Source organism: Clostridium niameyense (assembly GCF_001243045.1).
In the GTDB taxonomy this organism is placed as follows: Bacteria; Bacillota; Clostridia; order Clostridiales; family Clostridiaceae; genus Clostridium_F; species Clostridium_F niameyense.
The window spans coordinates 759,022-778,008 of record NZ_LN849007.1 but is presented as its reverse complement, the minus strand read 5'-3'; the positions used below and the strand labels follow the sequence as shown (position 1 = coordinate 778,008).

The following is an 18,987-nucleotide window of genomic DNA, read 5'->3' as shown; positions in this document are numbered from 1 at the left end:
TCCAGTTGTAAATAAAAAAGATTAATATTTTTAAATAGGGACTAGAAATTACGCAAGAGCCTAAAAACTAGTCCCCATATTTTATTTTACTATCTCTTTAAATTAACTAATTCTTGAAGAATTTCATCACCAGTAGTAATCATCTTACCACTAGCTTGAAAAGCTCTACTTGCTACAATCATTTCTGTAAATTCTTCCGCTAAATCAACATTAGACATTTCAATCATTCCTTGAAGCATGTCTCCATATCCATTACTGTTATTTTTAGTATCATCCTTTGCATCAGTTGCATTACATCTTATAATAGCCTCCCCTGAGTTTGCTGATGTTTGATAAAGATTTTTTCCCATTTTAGTTAAACCACCATCATTCTTAAAAGACGCCATACCTATTTGTCCTATAACAGCGGTTTTTCCACTAGCTAAAGATGCCGTAATTACACCATCTTTACCAATGGAAAAAGATTGAATTCTCACATCTTTATCATCTGTATCTTTTATTGAGTCTGGAATTACTAAAGGTTTTAAATCTTTGTCAAACTCAATATCATCATCTTCCTGCTTTATAGCATGTTGTTCCTTATCATCTGTAACTTTATAACTTATTTTGCATTTATTATTTTGATATCCTAAAACTCTTAATCCATCTGCATTCAATAGATTTCCTTTTGAATCCAATGTAAAAGATCCATCTCTTGTAAAAGATATATCCATGCCACCAGTTTTATCTATTGTATGCTTATCTGCTTCAATCTCAACTTTGGGTCCATCTCCATCTGTTAAAAGTCCTCTTGCTACCATAAAATATCCTGGTCCATCTATAGCTGCATCTAGATTTCTTGATGTAGTTTGCATATTACCTACTGAAGTTTTTGTATATATACCTGCTACTTGTACCCCTAATCCTACTTGTCTTGGATTAGTTCCACCTATATTAGCACTAGGTCCTGATGCTTGAGTCATACTTTGGCTTAAAGAATCTTGAAATCTCATGCTTTGAGATTTGAAAGATGTAGTTGTAGCATTAGCTATGTTATTTCCTACTACGTCTAATTTACTTTGTTGAGCTTTAAGTCCACTTATACCTGAATACATTGATCTTAACATATTTTTACTCCCCCTGTACTTAATCTGTAGAATACTAAAATTTTGTTTCCATCCTTCCACAAAGAGGCCTCCAAACAGGTCCAGCCTATAGTATTACTACACTGTCTATATTAGTAAATACATTTCCTTTACTTTCATCTTTAGTCATAGCTGTAATTATAGTTCTGTTTTTAATAGAGGTTACTAATGCTGTATCCTTTAAAAGTATTAGTCCTTCCTTACATCCCTTTAACTCAGCCTCGTTTATAGCTTTATTTATGTTATTCATATCTTCTTCATTTAAGTTTATATCTCTTAATCTTAATCTTTCCGCTGCATGTTTTGAAATAGTAAAACTATCTTTATTTGAAGAGTATTTATTATTTATCTTTTTTTCTAATAAATTCTCAAAATTATTATTTACTTTTTTATCTTTTGTATTATTTCTAGAGGGTGTTACATTATAGTCGCTATAAAATTGAAGTTTTCCATTTATAACTTTAAATCCCATAATACCACATCCTACTTTTCAGGTTGTTCTACTTTAGACACATATTCAAATGGTATATCTAATTCTTTTTCTTTTCCATCTTTATTTACAATAACTTTAAGAGCTACACCTATTCCATTTCTACTTACAGATTTAACCGTACCTTCTGTAAGTTTATCTTTTCCACTTTCTTGCTCATTATAAAATTCTATTTTTTTACCTATTAAAGCCACTGCATTTAATAAATTATTGTTATATTTTATATTTTCATTTAAATCATCTGTTATATTTATTACATCTTCCATAGCAAATTCTTCTGTTTTTCCTGGGCCATATTCTACTGATAAAACAATATTGTCTCCATCTTTAATTACATTTTTTACAATACCTGCATATTGATTACCGAAATCGTCAAATTTTCTTAATAAAACTGCCTTTCCAATAAATCCTGAAGCTCCTGTTAATTTCATCATACTATTTAAATTAGACATTTGCTCTAAAGTTGTAAATTGAGCCATTTGGGATACATACTCTGTACCATCTTTAGCATCCATTGGATTTTGATGAGCAAGTTCTGCTGCTAATATTTTAAAGAAGGCATTTTTATCTAAATCTTGACCTTTTTTAACTATCCTAGTACCTTTTGCAGTTTTAGTTGAAGTAGCTTCTGTAGATCTTTCTATAATTCCTTTCTTGCTATCTTTCTTAACATTATCTTTAAAAAAACTTGTATTATATAAATTATTAATTTCTTTAGGCATTATTTCACTCCTCTCTATATTATTTAAGGATAACTATGCTAACATATTTACATTACTTTCTAAATTACTTATATTATCTTTCAAATCGTCTTCTCTATCTATAGAATTTATTGAATTTCTATTATTTTTAGAATTTTGTTTTTCGTTAAAAGAACCTTCATTCTGATTAAATCCGTCTTTAAAGAAAGTAGTATCTTCATCATAAATATTAAGAGAAACATCTTGAACTTTTATATTATTTTGTTGAAGTTGATCCTCTATATGATTTAAATTAGCATTTAATAAATTATAAGTTTCTTTGCTAGTAGCTGCTATATTAGCCTTCATAATTCCAGATTCCATAGTAAGTTTTATAACTACTTCACCTAATTCTTTAGGCATTATTTTTACAGTTAAATCCTTTATATCATTAATATTCATAAACTTAATAGCTTTAATTAAATCATTATTTAAGGTATCCTTATTTAGAACTATATTAGTTGATGCATCTTTTGATAATGAGGGATTCATTTTATTATCTTGTCTAATATTAGCCATAAAATTAATGGTTTTATCTATTTTGTCTTTATTTTCTTCTCCATTTTTTAGTAGTCCTTCTAAAAAATCCTTTTCTCCATTCTCAGGATTGTTATTAAATTCTTTAAAATTGCTATCTCCAGAGCTTACATTATCTAATTTCACAGTTTTATTTAACTTATCACCTAAAGAATTTAATGAATTTTCTTGAGTTTTAGAACTTTTATCCACTTCAGATAAAGCCTTATTTAATTTATTTTTTATGTTTTCTAAAATAGACGTAGATTTATCATCTTTAGTCACATCTTCTAAAGATAGCTTGTCTAATTTATTTTGTATAGCTTCTAATATACTTTTACTTAATTCATCATTTCCTTGATTTTCAGCAAATTTATTTAGTAAACTTTCTAACTTATTTAGCAAATCATAAGTTTTATTAGAAGAATCTTTATCCATAATTTTTAATAAATCATTTATATCCTTATTACCTCTTAATTTTTCCTTTGAAATATCTAATTTATTATTCATAGATTTTAAAATTAGTTCTATCATTTTTAAAAGTATATCTTCAGTATCTTTACTTTCCCTATCATCTAATGATTTTTTTACTAATTTTTTTAAATCATCTAAGTTTTTAATAGATTCTACATCTTCTTTAGAAAAACCCATATCCTGTAACTTATTTTTTATTTCCTTTAATTTTTCTTTAGGAATTTCATTCTTAATACTATTTTCTTTCCTCGAATTTAATAAATAATTAAAAGAAGTGTTTCTACATTCTTTATTAGTTATCTTCTCATTAGACTTATTAATTCTATTAGCATTTATTATAGTATTTATTGATTTTATGTCCATACTTTTCACCTCCTTTCAAATTTCCTTATAAATCCATACAAAGCAAACTCATCATTAGATTTTTGTTCTATTAATTTCTGTTCTTTTTCAAAAGCTAACTTATCCTTTTCTTTTAAAATTTCTACAGTCTTTCTTTTTATTTGGGAGGCCTTCAATTCCTCTCTTTTTATTTCTAATTCATCACATTTAGTTTGAAATTCTTTAGATGTTTCATTTATACAAAAATTTAATGCATTTAAATAATTATGTCTTATTTTCTTTTCTATTACAGAATCTTTTAAATCAATATTATTATACTTTTTATAATTATTTTTCAAATTTAAAAGTTTTTCTTCCACATTTACTTTAGCCATTTGAGCTTCCTTAAATTGCATTTTACTTTGATCTTCTTTTTTTTCTCTTATATCTAAAAGCTTTTGAAGCCTAAAGGAATAAGCTTTCATTAAACTCGAACCCTTCTTTTTAGATTTTAATTAAATTATTTTATACATTTTGTTATTACTAAAAAATTATTTTTTATCATTACTTATGATTTAAATATGCTTTCCAGTATATTTACAGTTTCCTCAAAGGAATAATGCTCCTTCATTCCCTGCTTTAAAAAAGATATAATACTATCATAATACTGCATAGCCATATCTACTTTTTTATTGCTTCCTTTCACGTAAGCCCCTATATTTATAAGATCTTCCGAATTTTTATATGTAGCTAAAAGGTCTCTTGCAACACCTGCGATTTTTTTATGTTCTTTACTAGCAACCTCAGACATAAGTCTGCTTACACTACTTAAAACATCAATAGCTGGGTAATGATTTTTAGAAGCTAAACTTCTAGATAAAACTATATGTCCATCTAATATACCTCTTACGGCATCTGCAATAGGTTCGTTAAAATCATCTCCATCTACTAACACTGTGTAAAAAGCTGTAATAGATCCTTCTTGAGACATACCTGCTCTCTCCATAAGTCTTGGAAGCTTTGCAAAAACCGAAGGAGTATAACCTTTAGTAGCAGGTGGTTCTCCAATAGCAAGGCCTATTTCCCTTTGGGCCATAGCAAATCTAGTTACAGAATCCATCATAAGTATTACCTTTTTCCCTTGGTCTCTAAAATATTCTGCTATAGCAGTAGCAGTAAAAGCTCCTTTTAGTCTAACTAATGCAGGTTTATCAGAGGTTGCACAAACTATTACAGATTTTTTAAGTCCTTCTTCTCCTAAATCCTTTTCTATAAAATCCCTAACTTCTCTTCCTCTTTCACCGATTAATGCAATTACATTTATATCTGCCTTTGCATATCTTGCTATCATACCTAAGGTCGTACTTTTTCCAACTCCACTACCTGCAAATATACCTATTCTTTGTCCTTCTCCTACAGTATTAAAACCATCTATAGCTTTTATACCTGTAGGAATTACATCCGTTATTCGTCTTCTTTTAAGAGGATCTGGAGGTTCTCTATCTAAAGCATAGGGAACCCCTACCTGTAAATCATAACCCTCTAGTGGATTTCCCAATCCATCTAAAACCTTTCCTAAAACTTCTTGAGAGCAATTTACACTTAAAGGCTTTCCTTCTGGTACAACCCTACATCCTGGAGATATACCTATAAGTTCTCCCAAAGCCATTAATATAACTTTATCTTCCTTAAAACCAACTACCTCACAAGGTATTTCTTGATTTTTTTCGTTATATACAATACATACCTCTCCTACAAAAGCTTTTATTCCTTCTACTTCTATAGTTAGACCAATAACCTTGGTTACAGTGCCTTCCATGTAATTAAAGTTAGTTTCTTTTATTCTCTTTTGCATTTTGTTAAAATCTACCTGTAACATAGCCATATTACTTCACACCTTTATGGTTTTAAATACCTATCTTTCTTTTATTACTATATCCTTTAGCTTATCAAAAGCTATATTTATAGAAACCTGTACTTTGCCCTCATCTGTTTCTATAATTGCTTCTCCATCTTCTACGGAATTATCTTCTATTATAAACATATCACCCTTAAAAGGCAGTTGAATTCTCCATAATTCTGATTTACCCTTAACTTCTTCATAGTAAGTATTATTGCATTTTATTATAAATGTCTTAGATTTTTTACATTCATTTAAAACATCATATATAACTTCATTCATAGAATCTTTATCTTTTACTTCCCTTTTTAATACATTCTCTATTACAGTTAAAACTACGCCTCTTACTTCTTCTTCTTTTTCCTTTAAATATTCTTCATATGCTTTTTCACAATTAAAAAGTATTTCATTTCCTTTACTTACTATAGCTTCATATTCTCTTTTGCCAGCTTCCATATACTTTTCATATGCTTCTTTATATGCTTCTTTATAACCTTTCTCAGAACCATCATCATATCCTTTTTCATGACCTAATTCATATCCTCTATTGAAAGCATCTTTTTCTACTACCTCTGCTTCCCTATAAGCATTAGTTATAAATTCATCTGCACTACGTCTAGCATTTTCTAGTATATTTTTAGCTAAATTTTCATAACTATCTATATAATTTTTGGAGTTTTCCTCCTCGATTTCTTCTTCTTTAGTTGTAACTATATAATTTGTATTTATCTTTTTAGTCCCTTTTTTAACTACGCTACTGCCCTTGATAACATTATACGATGATTGCATCTTCGCCACCTCTTGATATTACTATCTCTCCAGCTTCGTCTAATCTTCTTATAATATTTACTATACCTTGTTGAGACTTTTCTACATCCATAAGTCTTACAGGACCTAAGAATTCTATATCTTCTTTCAATGAAGCAGCAGCTCTCTTTGATTGGTTTCTAAATATTACATTGGCAACTTCTTCTGAGGATCCCTTTAAAGCTAAGGCTAAATCTTTTGATTCTACTTCTCTTAAAACTCTTTGTATTGATACATCGTCTAATGTAATAATGTCCTCGAATACAAACATAGATTCCTTTATCTTCTCCGCTAATTCTGCATCTTCTTTTTCCAATCCTTCTGTGATATTCTTTTCTGTAGTTCTGTCTACTTGGTTTAATATATCTACTATAGTTAACACACCACCTATAGTATTTGCATCAGATCTAACTACAGAGGAAAGCTTACCATCTAATACCTTTTCTATTTCTTTTACTACTATAGGTGAAGTACTATTCATAGTAGCTATTCTATAAGCTACCTCTGCTTGTACATCCTCTGGTAAGGCCGATAATATTTGTGCTGCTTTATCTGGTTGTAAATAACATAGAACTAAAGCTATAGTTTGAGGATGTTCATCAGATATAGTATTTAAAAGTTGATGAGCATCTGCCTTTCTAGCTATAGCAAAAGGCCTAAACTGTTGAGTAGCCTCTGTAACCTTATCTAATATCTCCATAGCTTTTTGACTTCCTAAAGCTTTAGATAAAAGGTTTTTAGCATAATCTAAACCACCTTCCAGAAGATAGTCCTTAGCCTTATTCATTTGTATAAATTCTTCTAATATTCCTTGCTTTACTTCAGATTTAACAGCATTAATATTCGCAATTTCATAGGTTATTTTTTGTATCTCAGAATCAGGTAATTTTTTTATTATTCCTGCAGATGCATCTGGTCCTAAAGTAATGAATAATATTGCTGCCTTTTGAATTCCTGTTAGTTTTGCTTCGTTAGCCATCTGTCATCACCTCTCATCCTCTGCTATCCATGATTTAACTATTTCTATCACCTGATCTGGTTTTTCCTTGGCATATTTTCTTATTTCATTCTCCATATGGGTATTTTCATCTTCCTGTTCTAATTCAATTGGTTTAAATTTAGGTTTTTCATTTTCTTCTTCATCACCTATTATTACATCAAGACCTTCTGTATCATCTAATTCTTCCTCATCCTCTTGTTCTCTTCTCTTTCTTATAAAGAGTATAATTGCTGTAGCTAAGGCTAACACAGCTAATCCTATAGCTGAAAATAGTTTAATTTTTTCTTTTCTCTTTTTTATTTTCTCCATATCTTGTAAATCTTGTTTTACCTTTTCTTTTCCTGCATTATCAAAAGGAATACCTTCTATATTTATATTGTCTCCTCTTTCTTCATTTAAACCTATAGCTGAAACTGCTAAGTTCCTAACAGCACTTCTAGTTTGTTCATCTATATTACCATCCACTGCTACAGATGCAGTTAATCTTTTTATTGAGCCCGGAGCTTTTATAGTCTTTTCTTCAGTTTTAGGCACTTCATAATTTTTAGTATTTTCTTCCCTTGAAGAATTTTGACTTCCTCCGTTGTTAGTAGTTACACTATTTACCATATTGTTATCTACTACACTACCGTTTGCTCTAGTTCCTCCTGCATTGTTTTGATTTTTTTCCTTTATATTGTGTTCACTTACCACTACATTTTTAGCACCATAATTTACTGAGTCTGTTTTTACTGCATCAAAATCTAAATCTGTATTTATTCTCACCTTCACCTTATCTTTTCCATATATAGACTCCAACATAGTAAGTAATCTTTTTTCTAAATCTTTTTCATAACTTTTCTTTATTTGTTGCTGCTTTTCAGCAGAAGTTGTAGAATCTTTTAAATCTCCACTTTCATCATATAAATCCTTTGTAAGTAATGCCATATTATTATCTACTATTTCTACATTTTCTTTGGGAACATTTTTAAGGCTACCACTTACTAAAGCTACTATTGCCTTTACTTGATCCTTACTTAAAGACTTTCCTTTTTTTAAATTCAATGTAACAGAAGCTCTACCAGGCTCCGTGTCTTTTACAAAAGCAGTCTCCTGAGGTAGTACCAAATGTACTCTAGCTCCTTCTACCTGTGGAAAACTCTTTATAGTTCTTTCTATTTCTCCTTGAAGCGCCCTTTGATAGTTTATCTTCATCTCCTGATCAGTTTCACCAAATTTGCTCTTATCTAAAATTTCAAAACCTTGACTTCCATTTGTTATAGGCACTTCTGAAAGCATTTCCATTCTAAGCTTATCTACGTCTTCCTTAGGTACTAATATATTATTTCCTTCTACTTTTGCTTCTACCTTTTTATCCTTTAATTTTTCAAGAACTGCTCCTGAATCATTAGGATTCATGTTTGAGAAAAGTACTGAATATTTAGTTCTTCCTAAATAAACACTAAGAGCTATAATAGCACCTATGATCCCTACCATGACAATAGAAAAAGCTATTTTTTTTCTTTTACTTAAGTTTATCCATTTTTCCTTTAAACCCTTAAAAATTTCTTTTAGCTTATTCATCTTGAGCTCCCCTTACTATAACTGCATTCTATTTAGTTCCTGATAAGCTTCTACCAATTTATTTCTAACTTGTACTGCAAGTTCCATAGACATTTTAGCTTCTTCCGCATTTAACATCACATTATGTATATTTTTCTCATCACCCTTTATAAAAGCCTCTGTAGACTCATTAGCTTTTATTTGAGCATTATTTACTTCGTTTAATTTTCCTTTTATTATTTCAGAAAACCCACTATTTAAATTTTTGTTTAAATCCTTATCTTTATTAAATGTTTCAAACACTTTAGTATCTGGAACAAATCCATTAATCCTCATAATATTCTCCCCTATCTACCAATTTCTAAAGCTTTACTAAACATTGTCTTTTCTGCGCTTAAAGCAGTAACATTAGCTTCATATGTACGCATAGAAGTCATCATTTCCGCCATCTCATTTAAGACATTTACATTAGGCATAGAAACATAACCTTCCCTATCTGCATCTGGATGAGATGGGTTGTAAACCCTTCTAAAAGGGGATTGATCCTCAACTACACCCACAGCTTTCACCCCTATTACCTCATCTTTACTTTTTCCTAATTTACTGTCGAATTGTCTATTTAAATTTTCTTCAAATAACGCTACTTTTCTTCTGTAAGGTCCCCCATTTTCTGTTCTTGTAGTCAAATGGTTGGCCATATTAGAAGCAATGGTATCCATTCTCAATCTTTCTGCTGATAATCCACTTGCACTAATTCTCATAGTATTAAAAGCACCTATCATTTTTTTCCCTCCTTCTTAGGTTATCTACCATTAATTACATATTTTGTAGTTGACAATTTATTATTAGCTTGTGTAATTAAAGCACTATACATAAGAGCATTCGAAGATTTATTCACCATTTCATGATCTAAATCTACATTATTTCCATCTGTTCTCATACTACTTGTCCTATCTACTTCTTCTTTTATTTCACCGTAAGATATTCCATCATTAATATGTTGACCTTTAGTAATTTTCATAGATAAATTATCCATAGAATTATTTAAAGAATCCTCAAAAGTAACATAATGCCTTTTATATCCTGGTGTATTAAAATTTGATGTATTATTTGAAATAACTTTACTTCTATAAGAAGAAGCATCCATGCTCTTTTTTAGTAAATAATACGTTCTTTGTTCTGGTGACATACTATTTATTGTCATAGTATCAACTCCTGCCTAAAGTTATTTTGACTTAAAAATATATGTTAAAAATATAAATTTATGAAAAATTTCTTAAATTTAATTCTATTTTACATTAAAAACACTAATTTGTACATATGATTTTTAAACCTTAAATCACTATTTTAATTAAATTTAACTTATAATTATAACAATAATTAAATTTGACTATATATTATATCCTTTTTCATTATATACTAGTTCTTTTCCTTTTACTACCTTTTAATGTGAGATTTGCTATAAATATTTTTACTTCTATTGTATTTTTAAATCAAATTATAAAACTTTAAAAAAATAAAAAAAAAAAATAAAAAACACATCATTAGAAAATAAAAATAGACTATACATTTTTATTTTAACTCTCTAATGAGTGCTTTAATTATTATCTTCCGCTAATGTTTTCTAATATCTTTAAAACATCCATAGGAAAATTATTAGTCTGCTGCATTATACTCATAGACGATTGGATAAGCACATCATCTTTTACATAGATCATCATCTCTTCTGCTATATCTGCATCTCTTAAGTTACTATCTGCATTTTCCATTCTAAAAGTAATTTCATCTAAATTATCCATTACATTTTCAAATCTATTTTCTAACGCACCATATTTACTTCTAGTAGATAGAACTCCCTCTAAAGCTTTATCTATATTTTCTAACGCTATACCTATATCTCCATTTTCTATTCTTTCACTTATTTTTGTTAATCCTAAACCATCTGCAGACATATCTTTAAAATTCATTTCTACAGTTTCCCCTGCCTTATTTCCTATTGGAACTTGTTTTTTATATTCCTCATTTAATACCTTTACTGTATTAAAATCTGTATTTTTAGCTGTATCATTAATTCCTTTAACCATTTCATCTATTTCATTTACTATAATTTGTTTATCTTCTTTACTGATTGAACCATCACCAGCTTTAATTGCAAGTTCTCTAATTCTTTGGATCATACTTGTAATGCTTTCGATTCCTCCCTCTACAGTTTGAAGCATACTAACTGCATCTTGAGCATTTCTCCTTGCCATTTGAATACTTCTTATATCAATTCTTGTTTTTTCGCTTTGTGCAATAATATTAGGATCATCTTTTGCATTTCTAACCTTATATCCACTAGTAATTTTATCAAAAGCTACACTTTGTTCCTCTAATGCCCTAGAATAAGCTCTAAATACATTCAAGGAAGCAAGATTATGACTTAATCTCATAACAATTCCCTCCAGTATATCATATTAAAATTTGCTATTATGCAACATAATTCTATAATAAATTTATCGGTTCAATCTCTATATTCTTTAATTTCAAATATTATCTTTACAAACAAAAAAAGCCTTTAGGCTTTTAATAAATTATTAACAATAAGTGTATTTTTTTAAATCTCTATTTAAAGAATCCTCTAAAACATTATACATCGGAAAAAGTTTTCGTTGTATAATATTAAAAGATTCATCCGTATTCCCCGCATTAAAGCTCTCCTCTAAAGAATTCAAATTTTTTCGTAAGTCTTCTAAAGATTTTTTAATTTTTTCACCCTTTATTTCTAAAAGTACTGGATTTAAGGCTTTCTCAATAACTACAACAGCAGTAATTGTATCTTCTATAACCTTCTCTACTTCATCATATTCCTTAAAGATTAATCCTTCTCTTATATACTCTATACCGTCTTTTAAAGTACTAGAAAGTTGTATAGTTTTCTTTATAACATCTATGTAGTCATTCATTTTACAAAATCTCCTTAAAATCAAATATATAAAATATATTTTAACATAAAAAAAATATAAATGCACATAATTTAATAAATTAACAAATTCATAGCTAATTTTAAAAAATTAACTATGAATTTTAATCTAATACTTCTGCAAATTCATTTCTTTTTTTATACCTTTGTTTAAAGATTTTTTATAATCTATAAATTCATATACATCTTTTGAAAACAGGAAAGTGAATGTTCTAAATTCTTCTAATTTCAAATCTTCTATAGCACAATTTTTTTCTTCACAAAATATAACTATTTCTCCTATAACTTTATGGGCATCTCTAAAAGTCATTCCCTTATTTACTAAATAATCTGCACATTCTGTAGCATTTAAAAAACCTTTTTTTACAGCCTTTGTAAGATTTTCTTTTTTTACTCTTAAAGTACCTATAATACCTTCCATTATATTAATACAACTTAAAACTGTATTTAAAGCATCAAAGAAAGGTTCTTTATCTTCTTGCATATCTTTATTATAGGCTAAAGGTATTGCTTTCATAACAGTTAAAATACTTACTAAATCTCCATATACCCTTCCAGTTTTTCCTCTGATAAGTTCTGCTCCATCCGGATTCTTCTTTTGTGGCATTATACTACTACCCGTTGAAAATCCATCTCCTAATTCTATAAAATTAAACTCATTACTGCTCCATAAAATAAGTTCTTCTGAAAGCCTACTTAAATGCATCATTATTATAGAAAAATTACTTATAAGCTCTATTATATAGTCTCTATCGCTTACACCATCTAAAAAATTATCTATTGGTCTTTTAAATTCTAAATCTAAAGCCGTAAAATTTCTATCTAAATTATAAGTAGTTCCAGCTAAAGCACCGCAACCTAATGGACTTTCATCCATTATAGAAATAGAGTTTAGAATTCTTTTTATATCTCTTTTAAACATACTTTCATAAGCTTTTAAATGATATCTAAAAGTAACTACTTGTGCCTTTTGAAGATGTGTATATCCTGGCATAATATAATTATTTTTATCTCCTACCATTACAATGGTATCTATAAGATTTTTAAGGGCATCTACAACTTCCCTACTGTGATATTTACAATAAAGCCTCATATCTAATGCTACTTGATCATTTCTACTTCTTCCTGTGTGAAGTTTTTTACCTACTTCTCCTATTCTTTTAATTAAATTAATTTCTACGAAACTATGAATATCTTCATAGTCTCCTTGAATTTTTAAATTACCTTTTTCTATATCCTCTAATATACTTAAAAGTCCACTTATTATTTTATCTCTTTCTTTATCACTGATTATGTTACAACTACAAAGCATTCTTATATGAGATATACTACCTTTTATATCTTCATAATATAATTTTTTATCAAACCTTAAAGAACTATTAAAATCCTCCATAAGTTTGCTTTCTTCTTCTTTAAAACGCCCTCCCCAAAGTTTCATATTACACTCCTTTCTATTTAGAATTTTTTAAAGCTTTTATTTTACATGGTAGAGAATATAAATTTATAAATCCTTCTGCATCTTTATGATCATAAAGTTCACTATATCCAAAAGAAGAAATATCCTCATCATATAAAGCATACTGACTATCAACACCTGCACACTTTATGTTTCCTTTATATAATTTAAGCTTAACATTTCCTGTTACATTTTCTTGAGTTTTATCTACAAAAACATCTATAGCTTCTCTTAGTGAAGTAAACCATAAACCGTTATATACAAGCTCTCCATATCTTTTAGCTATTATTTTTTTATACTCATAACTATATTTATCTAAAGTTACTGTTTCTAATTTTTTATGAGCTTCATATAAAATGGTTCCTGCTGGAGTTTCATATACTCCTCTAGATTTTATACCTACTAACCTATTTTCTACTATGTCTTTTATACCTATACCATTTTCTCCACCTATAGTATTTAATTTTTCTATAATTTTAACAGGAGACATTTTCTCATTATTTATCTTTACTGGAACTCCCTTTTCAAAATAAATGTCTATATAGGTACTTTTATTTTTCGTCTTTTCTGGTGGAGTCACCATTAAATACATTTCTTCCTTATGCTCATTTTTTAGATTCTCCAAATCTCCACCTTCGTGACTTACGTGCCAAATATTTTTATCCCTTGAATAAATCTTTTCTTTAGTTACAGGAACATCTACCCCCATTTTCATAGCATAGTCAATAGCATCTTCTCTAGATTTTATATTCCATATTCTCCAAGGAGCTATTATTTTTATGCTAGGATCTAATGCATGTATCCCTACTTCAAAACGCACTTGATCATTTCCTTTTCCTGTACAACCATGACAAATATATAAAGCATTTTCTTTATGGGCTATATCCACAAGTTTTTTAGCCATTAAGGGTCTTGCAAGGGAAGTTCCTAGCATATAGTCATCTTCATACAAAGCTTCCGTTTTTATAGCTTTGTATAAATACTCAATTACAAATTCCTCCTTGACATCCTCTATATATATCTTAGATGCACCGGATTTCAAAGCTTTATCTCTTACATATTTCATGTCATCGCCCTGACCTACATCTACACAAACAGCTATAACTTCTAATTTATAATGTTGCTTAAGCCAAGGAATTATAATAGAGGTATCTAATCCACCTGAATAAGCAAGTACCACTTTATTTTCCATATTAATCTTCCCCCTGTATTTATGTAATTTTTTAATAATTATACAATAAATATTATATTTATTCAATATTTTTTTATTATTTTAAAAATAAAAAAACCTTTGCAATATACAAAGGTTTTTTACCATACTATTTTTTCAAATCCATCCATAACAATATAAGATTCATATACTTTTTTTGCATCTTCTTCAGATATTTTTTCATCAATTAAATTTCTATATAAAATATATAATTTACTACTTAAATCTGGATTATTCTTCTTAGTTTCTTTCATTTTGTTATATATTAACTCTTTAAGAGAAGGTTCCATTTGAGAATAAATTTCGCTTTGAGCAAACTCTATAATAGATTGTATTCTTTCCTTAATTTTTTTATCTGAACATATTATTCTTATTTCTTTTAAATCAAATAATATCTTTTCCATAGTTTTTTTATCTAATTCTATGAATTCTTCTTCACCCAAAATACCACCCCTTTATTAAAACTTTATAATAAATAATCTATAAAAATACCCCAAGTCAATAAATCATTGACCATTTGGGGGTATTTATAGATATTACTAATATATCATTTTATCATATATTTGAGTTTTAATATATACATCATATAATATTCTAGCATCTTCTTCAGATATTTTACCGTCACTTAACTTTCTATATAGTATATAAAGCTTTGAATTTAGTTCTGGATCTTTAAACTTTACTTCTTTCATTTTTTTATATATTACATCTTCAAAAGGTAAGTCCTCTTTTTCATTAAGTAAATTTTCTAAATACTTTATAAGAGTTTCTGTTTTTTGTTGAATAAGTCTTTCTCCGCTTAAAGCCTGAATTTCCTTTAACTCTGTAAACATTTTTTTAAGAAACTTAATTTCTATTAAAACTTTTTTTTCATCATTATCCACCCTGTTACACCACCCTACAACACAACTAAATTATACTTTGATTATAACATATATATAGTTACTATTACTATTAGCACTAACCATTACTTAATATATTACGACGTAATTACAAAAAACTTTATGAATACATAAAATTTTATAGTAAAGCAGAGAAAACTCTAGCTACTCCTTCATTTATACGAGTACGCATTGGTTTGTTTATAAAGTCTTCTCTATATATTCGTCTACTTCTTTTTAAATCTTCAAAAAAAATATATTCCAATTGTTCTGTAGTTTCTTCATCATATATGACTGCGTTTATCTCATAATTCAATTCAAAACTTCTTATATCCATATTAGCTGTCCCTACTGTAGCTATTTCTCCATCTACCATCATGGTTTTTGCATGTATAAATGATTTATCTTCATAAAAATAAATTTTTATTCCATAGTTTGAAAGTTCCTCTAAATAAGTTTTAGATGCGTAATATACTACCAAATGATCATATTTTCCTGGAAATAATATTCTAACATCTACCCCTCCCAAAGAAGCTATTTTAAGAGCGTTCATTATGCTATCATTAGGTACAAAATAGGGAGTAGTTATGTATATATGGTCTTTAGCTAAGTTTATCATTTTAAAAACTGCTTGCATTATAGCTTGAAATTGAGAATCTGGACCACTTTTTACAAGTTGCATTAATTTTTTATTACAATCATCAGGTTTAGGAAAATAATCACTAAAATCTTCACCATAATAAAAGAACTCCTTATTTGCCTCCTTTATAGTAGCAAAATCATCCATAAACACTGCTTGGAGTCCCATAACAAAATCTCCTTTGACCATAATATGAGTATCTCTCCAATATCCAAATTTACTCTTTCCAAGATACTCATCCCCTATATTTATACCTCCTAAAAATCCTGTTTTTCCATCTATCACAGCTATCTTTCTATGATTTCTATAATTTATCTGAGTATTAATGAGCTTCAAAAAAGGAGCTAAAAAATAAGAATATTGTACTACATCCACACCATTTTCTATAAGATCTCTTATATAAGATTTTTTTATACCAATAGAACCCACCCTATCTATAATAAATCTTACTTGAACTCCCTCTTTAACCTTTTCAATTAAAATATCCTTTATCTCTTCTCCTATTCCATCACTTTTTACTATATAATATTCTAAATGTATATGATGCTCTGCTTTCATTAATTCCTTTTTTAAAATTTCAAATTTTTCACTACCATCTTTAAATATTTTAATAGAGTTATCTTTAAATAAAGGTGACTCACTATTTTTAGATAAAAGTTCAATTAAGGAACTATATCTAGTTTTTTTTATTTTTGACATAGATTCTTGTATAAGTTCTTCTATCTCTATACTAGTTTTTTCATGAAGTTTATTCTTCTTCCAGTTTCTTCCTAAAAAAATATATAAGAATAAACCTAAAGGAGGAACTATAACAAATACTAGAAGCCAAGCAATAGTTTTTTCTGGTTTTTTTCTTTCTAATATAATTACTATAATAGATATTATTATGTTAATTATAAAAAATGCTGATAAAACTGTTTTAAGTAACAATAAAGCCTCCTCCTATACATATAAATTTATATTAAGATACTTATATTATATACAATTATTAATAGGTATAAAAGTATTTTAAAGTACAAAATAAAAGTTGAGCATTATTAGTTATTTTTGTATAATAATTATGTTTATAATAATAACAAATGGGAGAGGAATACTATGAAAAAAAACATAGGAATGAGAAATATAAAAACTGCCATTGCCGTCACTGTCTCTATACTTATATCTAATTTTTTTAAATTGGACTCACCTTTTTATGCAGCCATTGCAGCCGTAATATCAATGCAAAATTCTGTTACAGGTTCATATAAAGCTGGAAGAAATAGAATGCTCGGTACTATAACCGGAGCCACTGTAGGGCTTTGCTTTTCTTTAATATCTCCTAATAATGCTTTTTTGTGCGGTTTTGGTATCATTATTGTCATATACATATGTAATTTATTAAAATGGGATAAGTCCATTACCATAGCCTGTATAGTATTTATAGGTATAATGATAAATCTTACAGATAAGACACCCCTTTATTATAGTATTCATAGAACATTAGATACTTTTATAGGAATTATTGTATCTGTTTTGGTAAATATGTTTATAAAACCACCTGCTTATGAAAAACAAATAAAGAATAGCTGTAACAAAATCATAGACTATATTTATAAAATATCAATGGAAATCATGTACAATATGGATAATATAGATTTAACAAAGTTAAAAAATCAAATAAGCAATTTAGAAGCTAACTTTACAGCCTATTCAAAAGAAATAGTAAAGAAAAATCAGCTGGATGAAACTCATATAAAACAACTAATAAAAATATTTAATGAAATTTATACAAATCTATGTTTTATAAAATCTATAGATAAACTCTATGAATTAAATCCCCAAAACTACGAAAAAATAAAAAATTTATTTTCTATTGAAAAAGAAGATTATAACTATATTGAAAATAACATCAATATAGTTTATAACTATCATGTATCTAAAATAATAGCTAACTTAGAACTTTTAAAAACTAACATTAATAATATAGAAACTTAAAGTGTAGAGTGGATACTATCCACCCTACGCATTAAGTTTGATCTAAGCTTGTTAGTACTTTATCATAAAGATCCTTTATGCATTCTCCATTAACTAAGTTTTTGCAATTTACACAGCTTTTGCTATTATGGCTCCCAATATTTGATATAAACCCTTCATCTATAGCTTCATAACCATCACACACATTGGCAACATGCATCATTTGTAATTCGTTCATATTTTTCCTCCTAAATATTATAGTACACTTCTATTTTTGCCTTTATTTTAATTTTTATAAATCTATAGCATGTCCCTTAATTTTTTTAATAGTTTTTTCTTTTTTGCTTTACAGGTATTATAATTTATACCTTTTTCTTTTGAATATTCTTTTAAAGCCCCTCTATTTTTAGAAAACACATATAAAATAAAATCCCTATCTTCTTTAGAAATTTTATTTAAAGCCTGTTTTAATCTATCTATTTCATCTAATTTTAAAATATCTTCCTCAATATCAATGTCTGCCTCTAACAGTTCTATAATTTCATTAGTACTTTTAGGTGCCTCTTCATTTAAACTTATAATTTCATTATTTCTTGCTTGTTTCCTTATTAAATAATAGTAGTTATTTCTTATTGCATTAGTAACATAAGATACGAAATTAGTATTCTTATTTAAATCATATTTGTAGATAGATTTTAAAATAGATAAATATCCTATTTGAATTAAATCCTCCATAGAATATCCTGAGAGATACACTTTAGAGGCTTGTTTTAATATAAAAGGATAAAATTTATTTAATAAGCTTTCTATAGCATCTTCATCATTTTCTTTTGCCCGCTTTACCGTCTTTTGAATGTCCATTTTTTTAATCCCCCTTATTTTACCCCCCTCATTATTAAATATGCAATTTAAGAATTTATGTTACTAAAGATATACCTCTATCTATTTTGATATAAAAAGTCCAATAAAAA

At 27.9% G+C, this 18,987-nt stretch carries 22 protein-coding genes; 1 reads left to right on the top strand and 21 read right to left on the bottom strand.

Translation table 11 applies throughout. From position 1 onward, the window contains the following. Positions 1 to 89: 89 nt before the first annotated feature. The 19 genes from BN1711_RS04640 to cls form a co-directional block, all read right to left on the bottom strand. Positions 90 to 1,106 (bottom strand): flagellar hook-basal body complex protein, encoded by a 1,017-nt coding sequence (locus tag BN1711_RS04640; protein WP_050607015.1) that lies wholly within the window; start codon positions 1,104 to 1,106, stop codon positions 90 to 92. 85 nt (positions 1,107 to 1,191) lie between these two features. After that, on the bottom strand, positions 1,192 to 1,596 hold the full coding sequence (locus tag BN1711_RS04635) for a TIGR02530 family flagellar biosynthesis protein (protein ID WP_050607014.1): 405 nt from the start codon (positions 1,594 to 1,596) through the stop codon (positions 1,192 to 1,194). Positions 1,597 to 1,607: 11 nt separating this feature from the next. Then, positions 1,608 to 2,336, bottom strand: coding sequence for a flagellar hook assembly protein FlgD (locus tag BN1711_RS04630; protein ID WP_082174057.1), 729 nt, complete (start codon positions 2,334 to 2,336; stop codon positions 1,608 to 1,610). Between the two features lie 33 nt (positions 2,337 to 2,369). Further along, positions 2,370 to 3,707: a flagellar hook-length control protein FliK gene (locus BN1711_RS04625; RefSeq protein ID WP_050607013.1), complete on the bottom strand. Its 1,338-nt coding sequence runs from the start codon at positions 3,705 to 3,707 to the stop codon at positions 2,370 to 2,372. Between the two features lie 5 nt (positions 3,708 to 3,712). Beyond that, positions 3,713 to 4,150: a flagellar export protein FliJ gene (fliJ, locus tag BN1711_RS04620; protein ID WP_050607012.1), complete on the bottom strand. Its 438-nt coding sequence runs from the start codon at positions 4,148 to 4,150 to the stop codon at positions 3,713 to 3,715. Positions 4,151 to 4,233: 83 nt separating this feature from the next. After that, a complete protein-coding gene (gene fliI, locus BN1711_RS04615; RefSeq protein WP_129582125.1) occupies positions 4,234 to 5,550 on the bottom strand; it encodes a flagellar protein export ATPase FliI in 1,317 nt (438 codons plus the stop codon). Positions 5,551 to 5,580: 30 nt separating this feature from the next. Continuing rightward, entirely contained in the window at positions 5,581 to 6,354 is a 774-nt protein-coding gene (locus tag BN1711_RS04610) for a FliH/SctL family protein (RefSeq protein ID WP_050607011.1), read from the bottom strand. Beyond that, positions 6,338 to 7,351, bottom strand: a complete 1,014-nt coding sequence (fliG, locus tag BN1711_RS04605; RefSeq protein WP_050607010.1) for a flagellar motor switch protein FliG — start codon at positions 7,349 to 7,351, stop codon at positions 6,338 to 6,340. Before fliG ends, BN1711_RS04610 begins: the two co-directional genes overlap by 17 nt. 6 nt (positions 7,352 to 7,357) lie before the next feature. Next, positions 7,358 to 8,935, bottom strand: a complete 1,578-nt coding sequence (gene fliF, locus BN1711_RS04600) for a flagellar basal-body MS-ring/collar protein FliF (protein WP_050607009.1) — start codon at positions 8,933 to 8,935, stop codon at positions 7,358 to 7,360. Positions 8,936 to 8,950: 15 nt separating this feature from the next. Beyond that, positions 8,951 to 9,250 (bottom strand): flagellar hook-basal body complex protein FliE, encoded by a 300-nt coding sequence (gene fliE / locus BN1711_RS04595; protein WP_050607008.1) that lies wholly within the window; start codon positions 9,248 to 9,250, stop codon positions 8,951 to 8,953. Between the two features lie 11 nt (positions 9,251 to 9,261). Further along, positions 9,262 to 9,696 carry a flagellar basal body rod protein FlgC gene (gene flgC / locus BN1711_RS04590; RefSeq protein WP_050607007.1) on the bottom strand — a complete coding sequence of 145 codons (435 nt, stop codon included), beginning with the start codon at positions 9,694 to 9,696 and terminating at the stop codon, positions 9,262 to 9,264. Positions 9,697 to 9,716: 20 nt separating this feature from the next. After that, complete coding sequence (flgB, locus tag BN1711_RS04585) at positions 9,717 to 10,118, bottom strand: flagellar basal body rod protein FlgB (protein ID WP_050607006.1); 402 nt, start codon at positions 10,116 to 10,118, stop codon at positions 9,717 to 9,719. A gap of 400 nt (positions 10,119 to 10,518) precedes the next feature. Further along, a complete protein-coding gene (locus BN1711_RS04580) occupies positions 10,519 to 11,346 on the bottom strand; it encodes a flagellin (protein WP_050607005.1) in 828 nt (275 codons plus the stop codon). Between the two features lie 144 nt (positions 11,347 to 11,490). Further along, positions 11,491 to 11,859, bottom strand: a complete 369-nt coding sequence (locus tag BN1711_RS04575) for a DUF8042 domain-containing protein (RefSeq protein ID WP_050607004.1) — start codon at positions 11,857 to 11,859, stop codon at positions 11,491 to 11,493. Between the two features lie 126 nt (positions 11,860 to 11,985). Further along, positions 11,986 to 13,314 carry an argininosuccinate lyase gene (gene argH / locus BN1711_RS04570; protein WP_050607003.1) on the bottom strand — a complete coding sequence of 443 codons (1,329 nt, stop codon included), beginning with the start codon at positions 13,312 to 13,314 and terminating at the stop codon, positions 11,986 to 11,988. 13 nt (positions 13,315 to 13,327) lie between these two features. Continuing rightward, entirely contained in the window at positions 13,328 to 14,524 is a 1,197-nt protein-coding gene (locus BN1711_RS04565; protein WP_050607002.1) for an argininosuccinate synthase, read from the bottom strand. Between the two features lie 119 nt (positions 14,525 to 14,643). Next, complete coding sequence (locus BN1711_RS04560; protein ID WP_243128194.1) at positions 14,644 to 14,985, bottom strand: hypothetical protein; 342 nt, start codon at positions 14,983 to 14,985, stop codon at positions 14,644 to 14,646. Positions 14,986 to 15,081: 96 nt separating this feature from the next. Continuing rightward, entirely contained in the window at positions 15,082 to 15,375 is a 294-nt protein-coding gene (locus BN1711_RS04555; RefSeq protein ID WP_129582172.1) for a hypothetical protein, read from the bottom strand. Between the two features lie 187 nt (positions 15,376 to 15,562). Continuing rightward, entirely contained in the window at positions 15,563 to 16,993 is a 1,431-nt protein-coding gene (gene cls, locus BN1711_RS04550; protein ID WP_050607000.1) for a cardiolipin synthase, read from the bottom strand. A gap of 165 nt (positions 16,994 to 17,158) precedes the next feature. On the opposite strand from cls, the gene BN1711_RS04545 reads away from it, so the two are divergent. Continuing rightward, positions 17,159 to 18,037 (top strand): FUSC family protein, encoded by an 879-nt coding sequence (locus BN1711_RS04545; protein ID WP_050606999.1) that lies wholly within the window; start codon positions 17,159 to 17,161, stop codon positions 18,035 to 18,037. 31 nt (positions 18,038 to 18,068) lie between these two features. On the opposite strand, the gene BN1711_RS04540 is transcribed toward BN1711_RS04545, so the two are convergent. Continuing rightward, on the bottom strand, positions 18,069 to 18,254 hold the full coding sequence (locus tag BN1711_RS04540; RefSeq protein WP_050606998.1) for a hypothetical protein: 186 nt from the start codon (positions 18,252 to 18,254) through the stop codon (positions 18,069 to 18,071). 62 nt (positions 18,255 to 18,316) lie between these two features. Further along, positions 18,317 to 18,877: a sigma-70 family RNA polymerase sigma factor gene (locus tag BN1711_RS04535; RefSeq protein ID WP_050606997.1), complete on the bottom strand. Its 561-nt coding sequence runs from the start codon at positions 18,875 to 18,877 to the stop codon at positions 18,317 to 18,319. Positions 18,878 to 18,987 lie beyond the last annotated feature (110 nt).

Coding starts and splice junctions, on each gene's coding strand:
- BN1711_RS04640 (WP_050607015.1), bottom strand. CDS start 1,106: ATGTTAAGATCAATGTATTCAGGTATAAGTGGACTTAAAGCTCAACAA.
- BN1711_RS04635 (WP_050607014.1), bottom strand. CDS start 1,596: ATGGGATTTAAAGTTATAAATGGAAAACTTCAATTTTATAGCGACTAT.
- BN1711_RS04630 (WP_082174057.1), bottom strand. CDS start 2,336: ATGCCTAAAGAAATTAATAATTTATATAATACAAGTTTTTTTAAAGAT.
- BN1711_RS04625 (WP_050607013.1), bottom strand. CDS start 3,707: ATGGACATAAAATCAATAAATACTATAATAAATGCTAATAGAATTAAT.
- fliJ (WP_050607012.1), bottom strand. CDS start 4,150: ATGAAAGCTTATTCCTTTAGGCTTCAAAAGCTTTTAGATATAAGAGAA.
- fliI (WP_129582125.1), bottom strand. CDS start 5,550: ATGGCTATGTTACAGGTAGATTTTAACAAAATGCAAAAGAGAATAAAA.
- BN1711_RS04610 (WP_050607011.1), bottom strand. CDS start 6,354: ATGCAATCATCGTATAATGTTATCAAGGGCAGTAGCGTAGTTAAAAAA.
- fliG (WP_050607010.1), bottom strand. CDS start 7,351: ATGGCTAACGAAGCAAAACTAACAGGAATTCAAAAGGCAGCAATATTA.
- fliF (WP_050607009.1), bottom strand. CDS start 8,935: ATGAATAAGCTAAAAGAAATTTTTAAGGGTTTAAAGGAAAAATGGATA.
- fliE (WP_050607008.1), bottom strand. CDS start 9,250: ATGAGGATTAATGGATTTGTTCCAGATACTAAAGTGTTTGAAACATTT.
- flgC (WP_050607007.1), bottom strand. CDS start 9,696: ATGATAGGTGCTTTTAATACTATGAGAATTAGTGCAAGTGGATTATCA.
- flgB (WP_050607006.1), bottom strand. CDS start 10,118: ATGACAATAAATAGTATGTCACCAGAACAAAGAACGTATTATTTACTA.
- BN1711_RS04580 (WP_050607005.1), bottom strand. CDS start 11,346: ATGAGATTAAGTCATAATCTTGCTTCCTTGAATGTATTTAGAGCTTAT.
- BN1711_RS04575 (WP_050607004.1), bottom strand. CDS start 11,859: ATGAATGACTACATAGATGTTATAAAGAAAACTATACAACTTTCTAGT.
- argH (WP_050607003.1), bottom strand. CDS start 13,314: ATGAAACTTTGGGGAGGGCGTTTTAAAGAAGAAGAAAGCAAACTTATG.
- BN1711_RS04565 (WP_050607002.1), bottom strand. CDS start 14,524: ATGGAAAATAAAGTGGTACTTGCTTATTCAGGTGGATTAGATACCTCT.
- BN1711_RS04555 (WP_129582172.1), bottom strand. CDS start 15,375: ATGTTTACAGAGTTAAAGGAAATTCAGGCTTTAAGCGGAGAAAGACTT.
- BN1711_RS04545 (WP_050606999.1), top strand. CDS start 17,159: ATGAAAAAAAACATAGGAATGAGAAATATAAAAACTGCCATTGCCGTC.
- BN1711_RS04540 (WP_050606998.1), bottom strand. CDS start 18,254: ATGAACGAATTACAAATGATGCATGTTGCCAATGTGTGTGATGGTTAT.
- BN1711_RS04535 (WP_050606997.1), bottom strand. CDS start 18,877: ATGGACATTCAAAAGACGGTAAAGCGGGCAAAAGAAAATGATGAAGAT.